Here is a 14,148-nt window from a genome sequence, read left to right as displayed (position 1 = left end):
CCAAATACATGGCCCACCCTGCCCTGGGGTTCAATGGGTCAGGCGCGGTTCAATCCATGCCGAAAGCGTTTTCGATAATTTCCACGGCGCCGGTTGCGTTGACCAGCGCCGCGTCAAACCGCACTGGTGTGAGCTGGCCCTGCGGCGTGCTCTCCAGGTACTGCCCGGCGCTGGCATAGATGCGTTCCGCCTGCCGCGGGGTGATCCGCTGCGCCGCACCGGCGCTGGTGGCGCTGTGCTTCACCTCCACGAACACCAGCCCGTCCGGGGCGCGCAGGATCAGGTCGATCTCGCCGCCCGCCCCGCGCCAGCGGCGCTCCGCCACGGTGTAGCCGCGGTTTTCATAATGGCGGGCAACGATCTCCTCCGCCGCCTCGCCCGCCAGATGGGCGCGGGCACCGCGGTGCTGGCGGGCGCGGGCCAAGGCTCAGCTGTCCTTCGCCAGATGCAGCGCCAGCTGATAGACCTTACGCCGCGGCAGCCCGTGCATTTCGGCGACAATCCCGGCGGCATCCTTGACCGAGTTGCCCTGCAACGCGGCCTGCAGATCGCTTTCCAGATCGCCCTCGCTCACCTCCGATTCCTGCGCGCGGTCGACCAGCAGCACGATCTCGCCCTTGACCGGCCTGTCTTCCAGCCCCGCGGCCAGCTCCGCCAGCGGCGCGCGGCGCACTTCCTCGAACTTCTTGGTCAGCTCGCGGCACAGCGCCGCCGGGCGGTTGCCCAGAACCGCGGCCATATCCGCGACCGAGGCGGCAACCCGCTTGGGCGATTCATAGAAGATCAGCGTGCCGGGGATTTCCCGCAGTTCCTCCAGCCGCTTGCGGCGGGCGCCGGCGGCGTTGGGCAGGAAGCCGGAAAAGAAGAAGGCGTGGGGGGGCAGCCCCGCCAGTGTCAGCGCCGTGGCCGCCGCCGAGGCGCCGGGGGCGCAGGTCACCATGTGGCCCGCCTCCGCCGCGGCCCGGCTGAGGCCGAAGCCCGGATCGGCAATCAGCGGCATCCCGGCCTCGGAGGCATAGGCGACCGATTTCCCCTCCGCCAGCGCCTCCAGCAGCTTGGCGCGCGCGCCGCTGCCGCTGTGATCGTGGTAGGCGATGATCCGCCGCCCGCCCAGCGGCACCCCGTGAATCTCCATCAGCTTGCGCAGCGAGCGTGTATCCTCAGCCGCAAGCACATCGGCCGAGGCCAGCACATCCAGCGCCCGCAAGGTAATGTCGCGGGCCGTGCCGATCGGCGTGGCGACAAAGTACAGCCCGGGGGACAAAATGACATTCTGGTGATTCAACGCTGGACCCGCCTTTTTGGTCGTTTATGATCCGTCCTTAAACCCACACCGCGCAACCGCGCCGGGAGAACGGAGTTTCAAGCCATTATGTTTGCTGTTTTCAAACGGGCCCGCAAGGCGGCACTGACAGCTGCCGCGGCACTTTCTGCCATTGCCCTGTCTGCCTGTGATCCGGTTGCCATCAGCACCGGCCCGACGATCAACACCTCCAAACCGGTGCCGGTGGCGCTGCTGGTGCCGCGCGGCTCCGCCCAGCAGGGCGACCGGGTGCTGGCCCAGAGCCTGGAAAACGCCGCCCGCCTGGCCATCGGCGACCTGCAGGGGGCGCAGATCGACCTGCGCGTCTATGACACCGCGGGCAACCCGGCAACCGCCTCCACCGCGGCGCAGCAGGCGCTGGACGACGGCGCCCGGGTGATCCTGGGCCCGGTCTATGCCGAGGCTGCCAACGCGGCCGGCATCGCCGCCCGCCAGCGCGGCGTGAACGTGCTGGCGTTCTCCAACAACCCGGCGATTGCCGGCGGCAACGTGTTCATTCTGGGGCCGACCTTCGACAACACCGCCCGCAGGCTGACCAGCCTTGCGGCCCGCAACGGCAAGCGCAACATCCTGATTGTCGGCGGCAATGACGCGGCCGGCGCCGCAGGCCGCGCTGCCATCCAGCGCGCCGCCAGCGAGACCGGCGTCAGCATCAAGGGCAGCGTCGGCTACGACCTGTCGCAGCAGGGCGTGATCAATGCCATCCCCGCCATCCGCAGCGAAGCGGCCGGCGCGGATGCGGTGTTCCTGACCTCGACCACCGCAGGCGCGCTGCCGCTGCTGGCGCAGCTGATGCCCGAAGCCGGCGTCGATCCGGCAGTGACGCAGTACATCGGCCTGACCCGCTGGGACATCCCGCCGCAAACCCTGACCCTGCCCGGCGTGCAGGGCGGCTGGTTCGCCCTGCCGGACCAGGGCAAGGTGCAGCAGTTCAGCGCCCGCTACCAGGCCAGCTACGGCGCAGCACCGCATCCGATCGGCAGCCTCGCCTATGACGGCATCGCCGCCATCGGCGCGCTGGTTGCAGCGGGCAAATCCGACGCCCTGACCGGCGGCGCGCTGACCCAGGGGGCAGGCTTCCAGGGGGCGGGCGGCATCTTCCGCCTGCGGCCCGACGGCACCAATGAGCGCGGCCTGGCGGTTGCCACCATCCAAGAACAGAAGGTCGTGATCATTGACCCAGCCCCAAGAAGCTTCGCCGGCGCAGGCTTCTGAGGCCTCTGCCCGGCCCCCGCGGCGCGCTGCCAACGGGTTTCCCGAACCGCTGGGGCCGCTGATCTGCGGCCCTGCGGACATCTTCGATGCCGCCGCCGTCCGGGCGCAGATTGACGCATCGGCGGCGGGTTGCACCCCGGCGGAGCTGCGCGGCGAGACGGTGAAAATCCTGCGCGCGGCCAACAAGGCCGGGCGCGCGGTCATCGCCGAAGCCTTTGCTGCCAAACCTTTCGCGGCGCGCGAGCTGACCCGTTCCTACACCTTCCTGACCGACGGTCTGGTCACCACCGCGCTGCATGTCGCCAGCGGCCTGCTGCACCCGCTGGCCAACCCGACCCGGGGCGAGCGCATCGCGGTGATGGCGGTCGGCGGCTACGGGCGGGGCGAGATGGCGCCGGCCTCGGACGTCGATCTGCTGTTTCTGACCCCCTACAAGATCACCGCCTGGGCCGAGAGCGTGATCGAATCCATGCTCTATATCCTGTGGGACCTGCGGCTGAAGGTCGGCCACGCCAGCCGCACCATCAAGGATTGCATCCGGCTGGGCGCCGAAGACTACACCATCCGCACCGCGATGCTGGAGCACCGGTTCCTGGCCGGGCACGCGCCGCTGGCCAAGGAGCTGGACAAACGGCTGCGGGCAGAGCTGTTCTCCAAGGATGCCGAACAGTTCATCGAGGCAAAGCTGGCCGAGCGCGACGCGCGCCACCTGAAACAGGGCCAGCGCTATGTGGTTGAACCCAACGTGAAAGAGGGCAAGGGCGGCTTGCGCGACCTTCAGTCGCTGTTCTGGATCGCCAAGTACCTTTACCAGGTCAAGGATGCCGAAGACCTGGTGCCGCTGGGCCTGTTCCGCGCCGAGGAGATGGAGCTGTTTGCCAATGCGGCGGCCTTCCTGTGGGCGGTGCGCTCGCATCTGCATCTGGCCACCGGCCGCGCCACTGAACAGCTGACCTTTGACATGCAGGTCGATGTCGCCGCGCGCATGGGCTATGAAGACAAGGCCGGCCGCCGCGGTGTCGAGCTGTTCATGCAGGATTACTTCCGCCACGCCACCCGCGTCGGCGACCTGACCCGGATTTTCCTGACCAAGCTGGAAGCCACCCACCAGAAAGGCGCGCCGCTCCTGGAGCGGATCTTCCGCCGCCGCCCGCGGACCAAGGCCGGCTACCGGGTGGTGCATAACAGGCTGGACGTGACTGACCCGCAGGCGTTTTTGCAGGACAAGCTGAACCTGCTGCGGCTGTTCGAGGAGGCGCTGCGCACCGGCATGCTGATCCACCCGGACGCGATGCGGCTGGTGACCGCCAACCTGAACCTGATCGACGAGAATATGCGCAACAACAAGGAGGCGCAGCGGCTCTTCCTTGATCTGCTCTTGAAGCACGGCAACCCGGAGCGCGCCCTGCGGCGGATGAACGAGCTGGGCGTGCTGTCTGCCTTCCTGCCGGAGTTTGAGCCGATCGTCGCGATGATGCAGTTCAACATGTACCACTCCTACACGGTGGACGAGCACACCATCCAGGTGATCGCCAATTTCGCCGCCATCGAGCGCGGCGAGCTGGAGGATGAGCTGCCGCTGTCCTCGGAGGTGCTGCGCAAGGGGCTGAACCGCAAGGTGCTGATGGTGGCGATGCTGCTGCATGACATCGGCAAGGGACGTGCGCAGGACCATTCGATCCTGGGCGCCCAGATCGCCCGCAAGGTGGCGCCCCGGCTGGGGCTGAAGCCGTCGGAATGCGAGACCGTGGAATGGCTGGTCCGCTATCACCTGCTGATGTCGGACATGGCCCAGAAACGCGACATCGCCGACCCGCGCACGGTGCGCGATTTCGCCAAGGCGGTGCAGACTGTCAAACGGCTGGACCTGCTCTTGCTGCTGACCGTCTGCGACATCCGCGGCGTTGGCCCGGACACCTGGAACAACTGGAAAGCCGCGCTTTTGCGCGCGCTTTACGGCCAGACCCGCGCCGCGCTTGAGGGCGGCATGGAAGCGCTCAACCGCGAGCACCGCGGCGCGTCGGCCAAAAAAGCCCTGCGCCAGGCGCTGCCGGACTGGTCCAAGGCCGACCTCAAGACCGAAACTGCCCGCCACTACCCGCCCTACTGGCACGGGCTGCATGTCACCGCACACGTGGATTTTGCCGAGATGCTGCGCGAGTTCACTGCCAAGGGCGACCCGGGCGAGGTAATGATCCGGCTCTATCCTGACGTCGACCGCGACGCCACCCGCGCCTGTTTCGTGATGGAGGATCACCCCGGCATCTTTGCCCGCATCGTCGGCGCGCTGGCGCTGGTCGGGGCGAATGTGGTGGACGCGCGCTCCTACACCACCAAGGACGGCTATGTGACGGACGCCTTCTGGATCCAGGACAGCGAGGGCCATCCCTTCGACCCGATGCGGCTGCACCGGCTCAAGCAGATGATCGAGAAGACGCTCAAGGGCGAGGTGATCGCCCGCGATGCGCTGAAATCCCGCGACAAGATCAAGAAGCGCGAGCGCGCCTTCAAGGTGCCGACCCATATCACCTTCGACAACGAAGGCTCGGAGATCTACACCATCATCGAAGTCGACACCCGCGACCGCCCGGGCCTGCTCTATGACCTGGCGCGCACCCTTGCCGCCGCCAATGTCTATATTGCCAATGCGGTGATTGCGACCTATGGCGAGCAGGTGGTGGATGCCTTCTATGTCAAAGACATGTTCGGCTTGAAATACTATTCGGCGTCCAAGCAGCGGACGCTGGACAAGAAGCTGCGCGAGGCGATTGCCGAGGGCGCAAAGCGGGCGGATATATGAAGCCAATCAGATTGCTTTCGGGGTTCCTGACCGTCGGGTTCTGGACGCTGGCCAGCCGCGTGCTCGGCTTTGCGCGCGAGATCCTGATCGCCGCCTTCATCGGGCCGGGGCCGGTGCTGGACGCCTTTATCGTGGCCTTCCGCCTGCCCAACATGTTCCGCCGGTTTTTTGCCGAGGGCGCCTTTAACGCGGCCTTTGTCCCGGCATTCTCCAAACGCTACGAGGCCGGCGAGGACGCCACCGCCTATGCGCAGCAGGCCTTCAACCTGCTGGCTGCCGCGGTGCTGGCGCTGGTGGGCCTGGGCATGGTGTTCATGCCGGGGCTGGTCTGGCTGACGGCCGGGGGTTTTGTCGGCGATGCGCGGTTCGACATGGCGGTGGGCTTCGGCCATATCGTCTTTCCCTACATCCTGTTCATGTCGCTGGCGGCGCTGTTTTCCGGGGTGCTGAACGCCACCGGGCGCTTTGCCGCAGCCGCCGCCGCGCCGGTTCTGCTCAACATCTTCACCTGCGCGGCCATGACCGCAGGCGCACTGCTGGGCGGCGAGGTGGTCACCTGGCTGGTCTGGACCATACCGGCGGCCGGCGTCGCCCAGCTGGCGCTGGTCTGGGCCGCCGCTGACAGGGCCGGCATCCGCCTGCGCCCCGGCCTGCCCCGCTGGAACAGCGAAATGCGCAATCTGGTCCGGGTTGCCGTGCCTGCCGCGCTCGCGATGGGCGTCACCCAGATCAACCTTGTGGTCGGGCAGTATGTAGCCTCCGACATCGAAAAGGCCGCCAGCTGGCTGTTCATCGCCGACCGCCTGTATCAGCTGCCGCTGGGGGTGGTGGGCATTGCCGTCGGCATCGTGCTGCTGCCCGCCCTGTCGCGCCGCCTGCGGGCCGGCGACGGTGCAGGCTCGCAGGACGCCCTGTCGCGCGCCGGGGAGTTCTCGCTGCTGCTGGCGGTGCCCTCCGCCGTTGCCTTCATCACGGTGCCGCTGCCGCTGGTCTCGGTCCTGTATGAACGCGGCGCCACCGGCCCCGAAGATGTCGCCGCCATTGCCATCGCCGTTGCCATCTACGGCGCGGGCCTGCCCGCCTTCATGCTGCAAAAGGTGCTGCAGCCGCTTTACTTCGCGCGTGAGGACACCCGGACCCCGTTCCACTATGCGATGGTGGCGATGGCGGTGAACGCCGCGCTCGCCTTTGGCCTCAAGCCGGTGCTGGGCTGGATCGCCCCCGCCATTGCCGCCTCTGCCGCAGGCTGGGCCATGGTGGTGCTCTTGGCGCTCGGCGCCCGCAGCATGGGGGAGGAAGCCCGGTTCGATGCCCGCTTCCGCCGCCGCGCCTGGCGCATCCTGGCGGCCTCTGCCGTGATGGGCGCGGTGCTGTTCACGGTGGCGCAGACCGCGGGCTGGCTGTTCAAGCTGGACTACTGGCGCTACCTGTCCCTGCTGGGGCTGGTGGTGCTGGGCGGCGCGGTCTACTTCGCTGCGGGCCAGATCCTCGGCGCCTTCCGGCTTTCGGAGTTCCGCAGCGCCCTCAGCCGCCGGAGACAGGCATGAGCCGCCTGTCCTGCGCCGCTGGCACCGTGCTGTTCCGCCCGGGGCAGGACTGCCCCGGCTTTGTCCGCCTCACTGCCGGCCGCATCAAGGTCACCCTGACCGCCGCCAACGGCCGTGAGGTCGTGCTGTACCGCGTCGGACCGGGCGATGTCTGCCTGCAGACCTTTGCCTGCCTCACCGACGGCCGCCCCTACGCGGCGGAGGGCGTCGCGGAAACCGCGCTGGAAGGCGAAATCATCCCGCACGCCGCCTTCCGCGAGGCGATGTCGCAGGACGGGGACTTCCGCAGCGAAGTCCTGACCGCCGTCGCCCGCCGTTTCGCCGATTACGAGCAGCTGGTCGAGGATGTTGCCCTCACCGGCTTTGACGCCCGCCTTGCCCGCGTGCTTCTGCGGCTGGCACAGGACAGCGGCGATCTCGCCATCACCCATGACGCGCTGGCTGCCGAAACCGCCTCAGGCCGCGCTTTCGTCACCCGCCGCCTGCGCGAATTCGCCCGCCTTGGCCTGGTGGAAACACAGCGCGGGCACCTTCGGATCCTGGACCGCGCCGGGCTGGAGCGGGTGGCTCAGGATGAAACCTGAGCTTTGGTGACACTGTCACCGACAGCCCCCCTGCCGCGGTTTAAAATGGGCTCAGAAATTTCAACCTGAGTTCGAAAGGACCACGCAATGCCCCGTAACGAAGGCACCCTCGACCGCGCCCTGCGCATCCTTCTTGGCCTGATCCTGCTGTCGCTGGTGTTCATCGGCCCGCAAACCCTGTGGGGCCTCATCGGCCTGGTGCCGCTGGCGACCGGCATTATGGGCTACTGCCCGGTCTATAAGGTCCTCGGCCTGAACACCTGCCCGCTGAAAAAACAGGGCTGACCCGTCCGGCCAGCCGCACAATCAAACCAGCGCCGTCAGGAGCAGTCCTGCCCTGCGGCGCGCGCAGCGCGCTGCCCGGCCCAACGGCTGGCGGTGCCCCGCCAGGGGCGCGGGCAGCGGGCGGGAGCGCGCCGCTTCAATCGTGGCGGATGCGGTTGCGGATCCGCGCCCAGCCGCCCGGCGCCAGGAAGAACGACAGGCCGAACCCGGTGGCAAAGCCCGCCAGATCCGCCACCCAGTCCTTCTGGCCGCCAAACAGCAGCCCGAACAACAGCTGCGCGCCCATCAGGAACGCAATCAGCGAAAACGCCCGGCTCTGCTGCGCCCCGACCGAGGCCAGCGAGCGCCACAGCAAAAAGGTGAACGCCCCGATCAGCCCGTAAACCGCTGGAAACCCGCCGATCAGGGGCTGGCCGCCGCTGACCAGCAGCGCATAGCCCAGCGCGCCGCCGGCGCCGGACAGGATGAAGATGATCACCATCGCCAGATCGCCCATCACCTCGCCCACCATCTTGCCCATCGCCAGCACAAAGACGCAGACAAACAGCGCGTGGGTAAAGGCACCATGCACGAAGGTGTAGGTCGCAAACCGCTTCAGATGCTCCGGCAGCCAGCGGCCGCTGTCCTGCATCCACCAGAAGATCTCGCTGGAGAACGCATAAGACTGGATCGCCTCCAGCCGCCAGCCGATCGCCTCCGGCCCGCCCAGGATGCCGCGCGCGCCCAGCGAAAACACGGCTTCGATCCCGATGATGATCAGGACCAGCGCCACCACCGCGGCGGGCAGAGGGTTGAGGGGGGCGTTGTGGGGCTGGCTGCTCATCCGGGCTCCTTGCGGCACGGAATTCCCCGCGCCTGTTGACCTATCCTGGCCCCATGGGTAAGCGACGATGGTGCATAATTCCAGACGGGAGTTTCCGGCCATGAGCGAAACCAGCTTCACCCCGCGCGTCTTTTCGGGGATCCAGCCTTCGGGCAACCTGCATCTGGGGAATTACCTCGGTGCGCTGAAGCGCTTCGTCGACTGGCAGGCCAAGGATATCGAGACCATCTACTGCATGGTCGACCTGCATGCGATCACCGTCTGGCAGGACCCCGCGGATCTGAAAAAGTCCACCCGCGAGCTTTGCGCGGGCTTCATCGCCGCCGGCATCGACCCGGAAGAATCAATCCTGATCAACCAGTCCCAGGTGCCGGAACATGCGCAGCTGGCGTGGATCTTCAACTGCGTCGCCCGTATGGGCTGGATGCAGCGGATGACCCAGTGGAAGGACAAGGCCGGCAAGAACCAGCAGAACGCTTCGCTGGGCCTGTTTGCCTACCCGGCGCTGATGGCGGCGGACATTCTGGTCTACCACGCCACCCATGTGCCGGTGGGCGAGGACCAAAAGCAGCACCTGGAGCTGACCCGCGATATCGCGATCAAGTTCAACCACGACTTCGGCGTCGATTTCTTCCCGGAGACCGAGCCGGTGATCGAAGGCGCGGCCACCCGCGTCATGTCCCTGCGCGACGGCTCCAAGAAGATGTCGAAATCGGACCCCTCCGACGCCTCCCGCATCAACCTGACCGATGACGCCGACGCCATCGCCAAAAAGATCCGCAAGGCCAAGACCGACCCTGATGCCCTGCCCTCCGAGGTTGAGGGGCTTGAGGGGCGGCCCGAGGCGCGCAATCTGGTCAATATCTACGCCGCGCTGAACGAGCAAACCGTGGAACAGGTGCTGGCGGATGCCGGCGGCAGGCAGTTCTCGGAATTCAAGCCGATGCTGGCGGATCTGGCGGTGTCCAAGCTGGCGCCGATCTCGACCGAGATGGCGCGGCTGATGCAGAACCAGGACGAAATCGACAAGATTCTGTCCCGCGGGTCGCAGCGCGCGCGCGAGATCACCGCGCCGATCCTGCGCAAGACCTATGACATTGTCGGCATGGTTCCGCCCGTCAGCCTCTGACGCGGCGCGCAGCTGGCGGAAAACGGCCAAAGTCCAGCCGCCCCTCCCGGGACGGCTTCTTTTTTGCCGGAACGGCGGGAAACTTTTCCTGCCCTCAGCGGTTACCCCCCTACGGCCCTGTGCCGGAACAAGGAAGGAACCGCAATGAAACCGGGAATTTTCAAATCGACCACGGCGCTGGCAGTGATGGTCTCGCTGGCAGCCCCGCTGCCCGCCCTGTCGCAGGACAAGGGCAACAAGCGCTTCGACCTCACCCAGATGACCAGCGCCGAAATCGGCGAGCTGGTCGACCGCTGCAGGAAACGCGCCGACCGGCAACAGAAGAAGCTGGCCGCCGGCGGGGAAGTTCAGGAAAAATCCGGCCGGATCGCCAAGTTCTGCCAGGCCTACGGCACTGGCGCCTTTGACGCGGAGCTGCCGGGCGAGCTGCAATCCGCCACCGTGCTGGCCAGCGTCGCGGACATGACAGCCGAAGCCGAGGCCGCGGCGGCTGTTGAAGCTGAGGCCGGCGCGGACGCGCAGGCAGAAAGCGGTGCAGACACCCAGCAGCAGGCAGACGGCACCGAACCGGCCCAGGCCGAAGCCGCAGCTGAGGCCGCTGCTGACGCGAACGCCGAAGCACAGGCCGCAGCAGAGGCACAGGCCGCAGCAGAGGCACAGGCCGCCGCAGAGGCAGAGGCCGCCGAAGAGGCACAGGCTGCCGCCGAAGCTGAGGCTGCTGCCGAATCCGCAGCCGCTCAGGAAGCCGCAGAAGCCGCAGCCCTGGCAGAGGCGCTGGAGCAGGAGGCCGAAGCTCAGGCCGCCGCTCAGGAAGCGCAGGCCGAAGCACAGGACGAGCAGGCCGAGGCCCAGGCTGAGCAGCAGACCGAAGCTGAAGCCGGCCAGCAGGACGCCGCCCAGGCTGAGCAGGAGACCGAAGCGCAAGCGGATCAGCCGGCAGAGAATACAGCCGCTGAAGACACCGCAACCAGCGCCGAAGCCATTGCCGCCGATCTGGCCCAGTCGCAGGGCGATGCAGGCGAGACCCCCGACAATCCGGAACTGGTAGAGATGGACAGCCAGGCCCAGGCTGACGCCCAGGCCGAAGCCGAGACGGAAACCGCAGCCGCCGCAGCCGCCGCCGCAGAAGGCAGCGAAGGCGACGCTCAAGTGATCGAAGAAACGGTGACCGAGGAAACCGTGCGCAGCTCGGACGAGGAATTCGAAACCGAAGTCGGCGCGGACACCCAGGCCGCGGCAGAAGCTGCTGCCCCGCAGGCCAATGCCGCCCCGCAAGACGATGACAGCGGCCTGTCCGACTCGCAGCGCAACGCCCTGCTTGGCCTTGGCGCCCTGGCCATCGGGACACTGCTCAACAACGGCGGCAAGGTCGTGTCCAACTCCGGCGACCGCGCTATCGTGGAACAGGACGGCCAGTACCGCATCCTGAAAGACGACGATGTGCTGCTGCGCCAGCCGGGCTCGAACGTGACCACCTACCGGTTCCAGGACGGCTCCACCCGCACCGTGGTGACCCGCGAGAACGGGGTTGAGGTGGAAACCATCCGCTCCGCCGAGGGCCGGGTGCTGCGCCGCACGCGCATCCTGCCGGATGGCCGCAGCGTGGTGCTGTTCGACGACACCCAAAAGGCCGAAAAGGTCGTCGTGAACGAGCTGCCGCAGGTTCAGGACAACCGCCGCGCCTTCTCCAGCACCGGTGCCGTGTCGGCACAGGACCTGGCTGCAGCGCTGGCCGCGCAGGACGCTCCGCAGATCGACCGCCGCTTCTCGCTGGTGCAGGTCCGCAACATCGACGCGGTGCGCCGCCTGGTGCCTGTGATCAACGTGGACTCGGTGAATTTCGACACCGGCTCAGCCGTGATCCGCCCGCAGGAGGCCGAAGAGCTGGCCGCCCTGGGCAACGCGCTGCGCGACCTGATTGAGCGCAACCCGGGCGAGGTGTTCCTGATCGAAGGCCACACCGATGCGGTGGGCGCAGCGACCTATAACCTGGCGCTGTCCGACCGCCGCGCGGAAACCGTGGCGCTGGCGCTGACTGAGTACTTCGATGTGCCGCCTGAGAACATGGTGGTGCAGGGCTATGGCGAAAGCGACCTGGCCGTCAGCACGCTGGACGCCGAGCGCGCCAACCGCCGCGTCGCCGTGCGCCGCATCACCCCGCTTCTGGGCAGCGAAAGCTGATCCGCAAGCCTGAACAGCTGCACCCGGCGGGCCTGCCCCGCCGGGTGCTTTCCACAGCTATTCCGCCGGTGTTCGGGGCCGGGACAGCAGCCCGTATTTCAGCGCAAACGCCTTGAACGAGAACCGGCGCCTGCCGGTTTTTGCGTGTGTCTTCCCGCCCAGGGTGCGGTCGAACTCATACATGCCGATGGCGCGCTCGGCGCAGCCGCAGGCCTCGCCCAGACCGACCTTCTTGTAATAGAAACTCTCGAAGCTCTCAGGTTTCTGCATCACATCCTCCCTTGGCGGAGAAAGCTAGCGCGAAACAGCAGAACCGCAAAAGCGCCGCTACAGCCCCTTGACCCCATGCAGGGTCAGATCCGAAACCAGCCGGGCGTAATCCTCCCGCGCCTTCGAGCCGGCGCCGGTATTCCACATGTAATACCAGTTCAGCATCCCGAAGACCGACATGGTGGCGCCGCGCAGCTTGGCGCTGTCGCCGTCAAAGATCTCGGGCGCCACCGCCAGCAGCGCATCGCTCATGAACTGGACCATCTCGCGCTGATAGCCGCGCAGATGCTTCTGCTGGTCCTCGGGCAACGACCCCATTGCGCCCAGCTGCACCTGATGCTCATGGTCCGCGCCCTGATAGGCCAGCAGAATTTCCGAGACGATGCGGCGCAGCCGCTCCTGCGGGCCATAGCCGTCCAGCTCCACCTCGCAGACCCGGTCGCGCAGGTCGCTGAGGTAGGTGTCAAGGAGGCCGAAGAGAACGGCATCCTTGCTGTCATAGTAATGGTAGATGTTCGCCTTGGAGATCCCGCACTCCCGCGCCAGCTGGGTCATCGACGCGCGGTCATAGCCTGCTTCCGCAAACACTTTGGCTGCGGACTTCAGGATCTGCGCGCGTTTCTGATCATGGTCTTTTGCGATCGTGCGGGCCAAGGCTCACTCTCCCGGGTCAGGACTTGCTGCGGTTGTCGACAACGCGCTTGGCCTTGCCCTGGCTGCGCTCGACGGATCCGGGCTCGCCTACAATGATCTCGGTGGAAACGCCAACCATATCCTTGATCCGCTTGGTCAGCATCCGCGCCGCCGCGGTCTTGCTCAGCTCATCGGTGGCATCCGGGTTGGCCTCCACATAGACCCGCATCGCGTCCATGCGGCCGGATTTATAGAGCTCGATCTGGTAATGCGGCGCCAGCCCGCCGGTCGCCATCAGCTGCTCCTCCACCTGGCTGGGGAAGACGTTGACGCCGCGCAGGATGATCATGTCGTCGCTGCGGCCGGTGATCTTCTCCATCCGCCGCATCGTGCGCGCGGTGCCCGGCAGCAGCCGGGTCAGGTCGCGGGTGCGGTAGCGGATCATCGGCAGGCCTTCCTTGGTCAGCGTGGTGAACACCAGCTCGCCCATCTCACCGTCCGGCAGCACCTCGCCGGTCGCCGGGTCGATGATTTCCGGCAGGAAGTGGTCCTCCCAGATGACTGGGCCATCCTTGGTCTCGACGCATTCATTGGCGACACCCGGCCCCATGATTTCGCTGAGGCCGTAGATATCGACCGCGTGCATATCAAACGCTTCCTCAACCTCCCTGCGCATCGCATCGGTCCAGGGTTCGGCTCCGAACACACCCACCTTGAGCGAGCACTCGCGCGGGTCCATGCCGACCTTGTGATACTGCTCCAGAATGTTGAGCATGTAAGAGGGCGTCACCATGATGCCGTCGGGTTTGAAATCGGTGATCAGCCCGACCTGCTTTTCAGTCTGCCCGCCCGACATCGGAACGACAGTGGCGCCCAGCCGTTCGATCCCGTAGTGCGCGCCCAGGCCGCCGGTGAACAGGCCGTAGCCATATGCGTTGTGCACCATGTCGCCCTTGCGCAGGCCGGAGGCACGCAAGCTGCGCGCCACCAGATCCGCCCAGTTGCTGATATCATTGGCGGTATAGCCGACCACGGTCGGCTTGCCTGTGGTGCCGGAGGACGCATGCAGGCGCATGATCTCACTGCGCGGCACGGCAAACAGGCCGAACGGGTAATTGTCGCGCAGGTCGTTCTTGTAGGTGAAGGGGAACTTGGCCAGATCGGACAGCTGTTGCAGGTCGTCCGGATGCACGCCCGCCTCGTCGAAGCGCTGCTTGTACATCGCCACGTTGTCATAGGCATGGCGCACCGACCATTTCAGCCGCTCCAGCTGCAGGTTGCGGATTTCGTCGATCGAGGCGATCTCGATCGGGTCAAGATCGCTCTTGTTCGGGGTCAGGTCTTCCATGGCGTCCTC

Annotated in this window: 13 protein-coding genes; 7 read left to right on the top strand and 6 right to left on the bottom strand. The window is 66.7% G+C overall.

The genetic code is table 11. The features are described from left to right. Positions 1-49 precede the first annotated feature (49 nt). Together PHA8399_RS11740 and rsmI are read right to left on the bottom strand one after the other, a co-directional pair. Positions 50-424, bottom strand: coding sequence for a YraN family protein (locus PHA8399_RS11740; RefSeq protein WP_058286333.1), 375 nt, complete (start codon positions 422-424; stop codon positions 50-52). A gap of 3 nt (positions 425-427) precedes the next feature. Then, positions 428-1,285, bottom strand: coding sequence for a 16S rRNA (cytidine(1402)-2'-O)-methyltransferase (gene rsmI / locus PHA8399_RS11735; protein WP_058286332.1), 858 nt, complete (start codon positions 1,283-1,285; stop codon positions 428-430). Between the two features lie 87 nt (positions 1,286-1,372). On the opposite strand from rsmI, the gene PHA8399_RS11730 reads away from it, so the two are divergent. From PHA8399_RS11730 to PHA8399_RS11710, 5 genes are all read left to right on the top strand, one after another. After that, positions 1,373-2,539, top strand: a complete 1,167-nt coding sequence (locus PHA8399_RS11730; protein ID WP_058286331.1) for an ABC transporter substrate-binding protein — start codon at positions 1,373-1,375, stop codon at positions 2,537-2,539. Further along, positions 2,499-5,339: a [protein-PII] uridylyltransferase gene (locus PHA8399_RS11725; protein ID WP_082649531.1), complete on the top strand. Its 2,841-nt coding sequence runs from the start codon at positions 2,499-2,501 to the stop codon at positions 5,337-5,339. Before PHA8399_RS11730 ends, PHA8399_RS11725 begins: the two co-directional genes overlap by 41 nt. After that, positions 5,336-6,886 (top strand): murein biosynthesis integral membrane protein MurJ, encoded by a 1,551-nt coding sequence (murJ, locus tag PHA8399_RS11720; RefSeq protein WP_058286330.1) that lies wholly within the window; start codon positions 5,336-5,338, stop codon positions 6,884-6,886. Before PHA8399_RS11725 ends, murJ begins: the two co-directional genes overlap by 4 nt. After that, entirely contained in the window at positions 6,883-7,470 is a 588-nt protein-coding gene (locus tag PHA8399_RS11715; protein WP_058286329.1) for a Crp/Fnr family transcriptional regulator, read from the top strand. Before murJ ends, PHA8399_RS11715 begins: the two co-directional genes overlap by 4 nt. An 87-nt stretch (positions 7,471-7,557) precedes the next feature. Continuing rightward, positions 7,558-7,755: a YgaP family membrane protein gene (locus PHA8399_RS11710; protein WP_058286328.1), complete on the top strand. Its 198-nt coding sequence runs from the start codon at positions 7,558-7,560 to the stop codon at positions 7,753-7,755. Between the two features lie 136 nt (positions 7,756-7,891). Here PHA8399_RS11710 and PHA8399_RS11705 read toward each other — a convergent pair whose 3' ends face one another. Continuing rightward, positions 7,892-8,578 carry a rhomboid family intramembrane serine protease gene (locus tag PHA8399_RS11705; RefSeq protein ID WP_058286327.1) on the bottom strand — a complete coding sequence of 229 codons (687 nt, stop codon included), beginning with the start codon at positions 8,576-8,578 and terminating at the stop codon, positions 7,892-7,894. Between the two features lie 100 nt (positions 8,579-8,678). Between PHA8399_RS11705 and trpS the strand changes: the two genes are divergently transcribed. Both trpS and PHA8399_RS11695 read left to right on the top strand, forming a co-directional pair. Continuing rightward, positions 8,679-9,707, top strand: a complete 1,029-nt coding sequence (gene trpS, locus PHA8399_RS11700; protein WP_058286326.1) for a tryptophan--tRNA ligase — start codon at positions 8,679-8,681, stop codon at positions 9,705-9,707. A 144-nt stretch (positions 9,708-9,851) separates the two neighbouring features. Further along, a complete protein-coding gene (locus PHA8399_RS11695; RefSeq protein WP_058286325.1) occupies positions 9,852-11,888 on the top strand; it encodes an OmpA family protein in 2,037 nt (678 codons plus the stop codon). Positions 11,889-11,945: 57 nt separating this feature from the next. Here PHA8399_RS11695 and PHA8399_RS11690 read toward each other — a convergent pair whose 3' ends face one another. Genes PHA8399_RS11690 through paaK form a run of 3 tightly spaced genes read right to left on the bottom strand, consistent with a single transcriptional unit; the run spans position 11,946 to position 14,139 of the window. Further along, positions 11,946-12,158: a hypothetical protein gene (locus PHA8399_RS11690; RefSeq protein ID WP_058286324.1), complete on the bottom strand. Its 213-nt coding sequence runs from the start codon at positions 12,156-12,158 to the stop codon at positions 11,946-11,948. 57 nt (positions 12,159-12,215) lie between these two features. Beyond that, positions 12,216-12,812 carry a TetR/AcrR family transcriptional regulator gene (locus tag PHA8399_RS11685; RefSeq protein ID WP_058286323.1) on the bottom strand — a complete coding sequence of 199 codons (597 nt, stop codon included), beginning with the start codon at positions 12,810-12,812 and terminating at the stop codon, positions 12,216-12,218. 16 nt (positions 12,813-12,828) lie between these two features. Then, a complete protein-coding gene (paaK, locus tag PHA8399_RS11680) occupies positions 12,829-14,139 on the bottom strand; it encodes a phenylacetate--CoA ligase PaaK (RefSeq protein WP_058286322.1) in 1,311 nt (436 codons plus the stop codon). Positions 14,140-14,148: the final 9 nt, after the last annotated feature.

The sequence above is a fragment of the Leisingera aquaemixtae genome, assembly GCF_001458395.1.
GTDB lineage: Bacteria > Pseudomonadota > Alphaproteobacteria > Rhodobacterales > Rhodobacteraceae > Leisingera > Leisingera aquaemixtae.
This window is presented reverse-complemented; position numbering and strand designations above follow the sequence as displayed.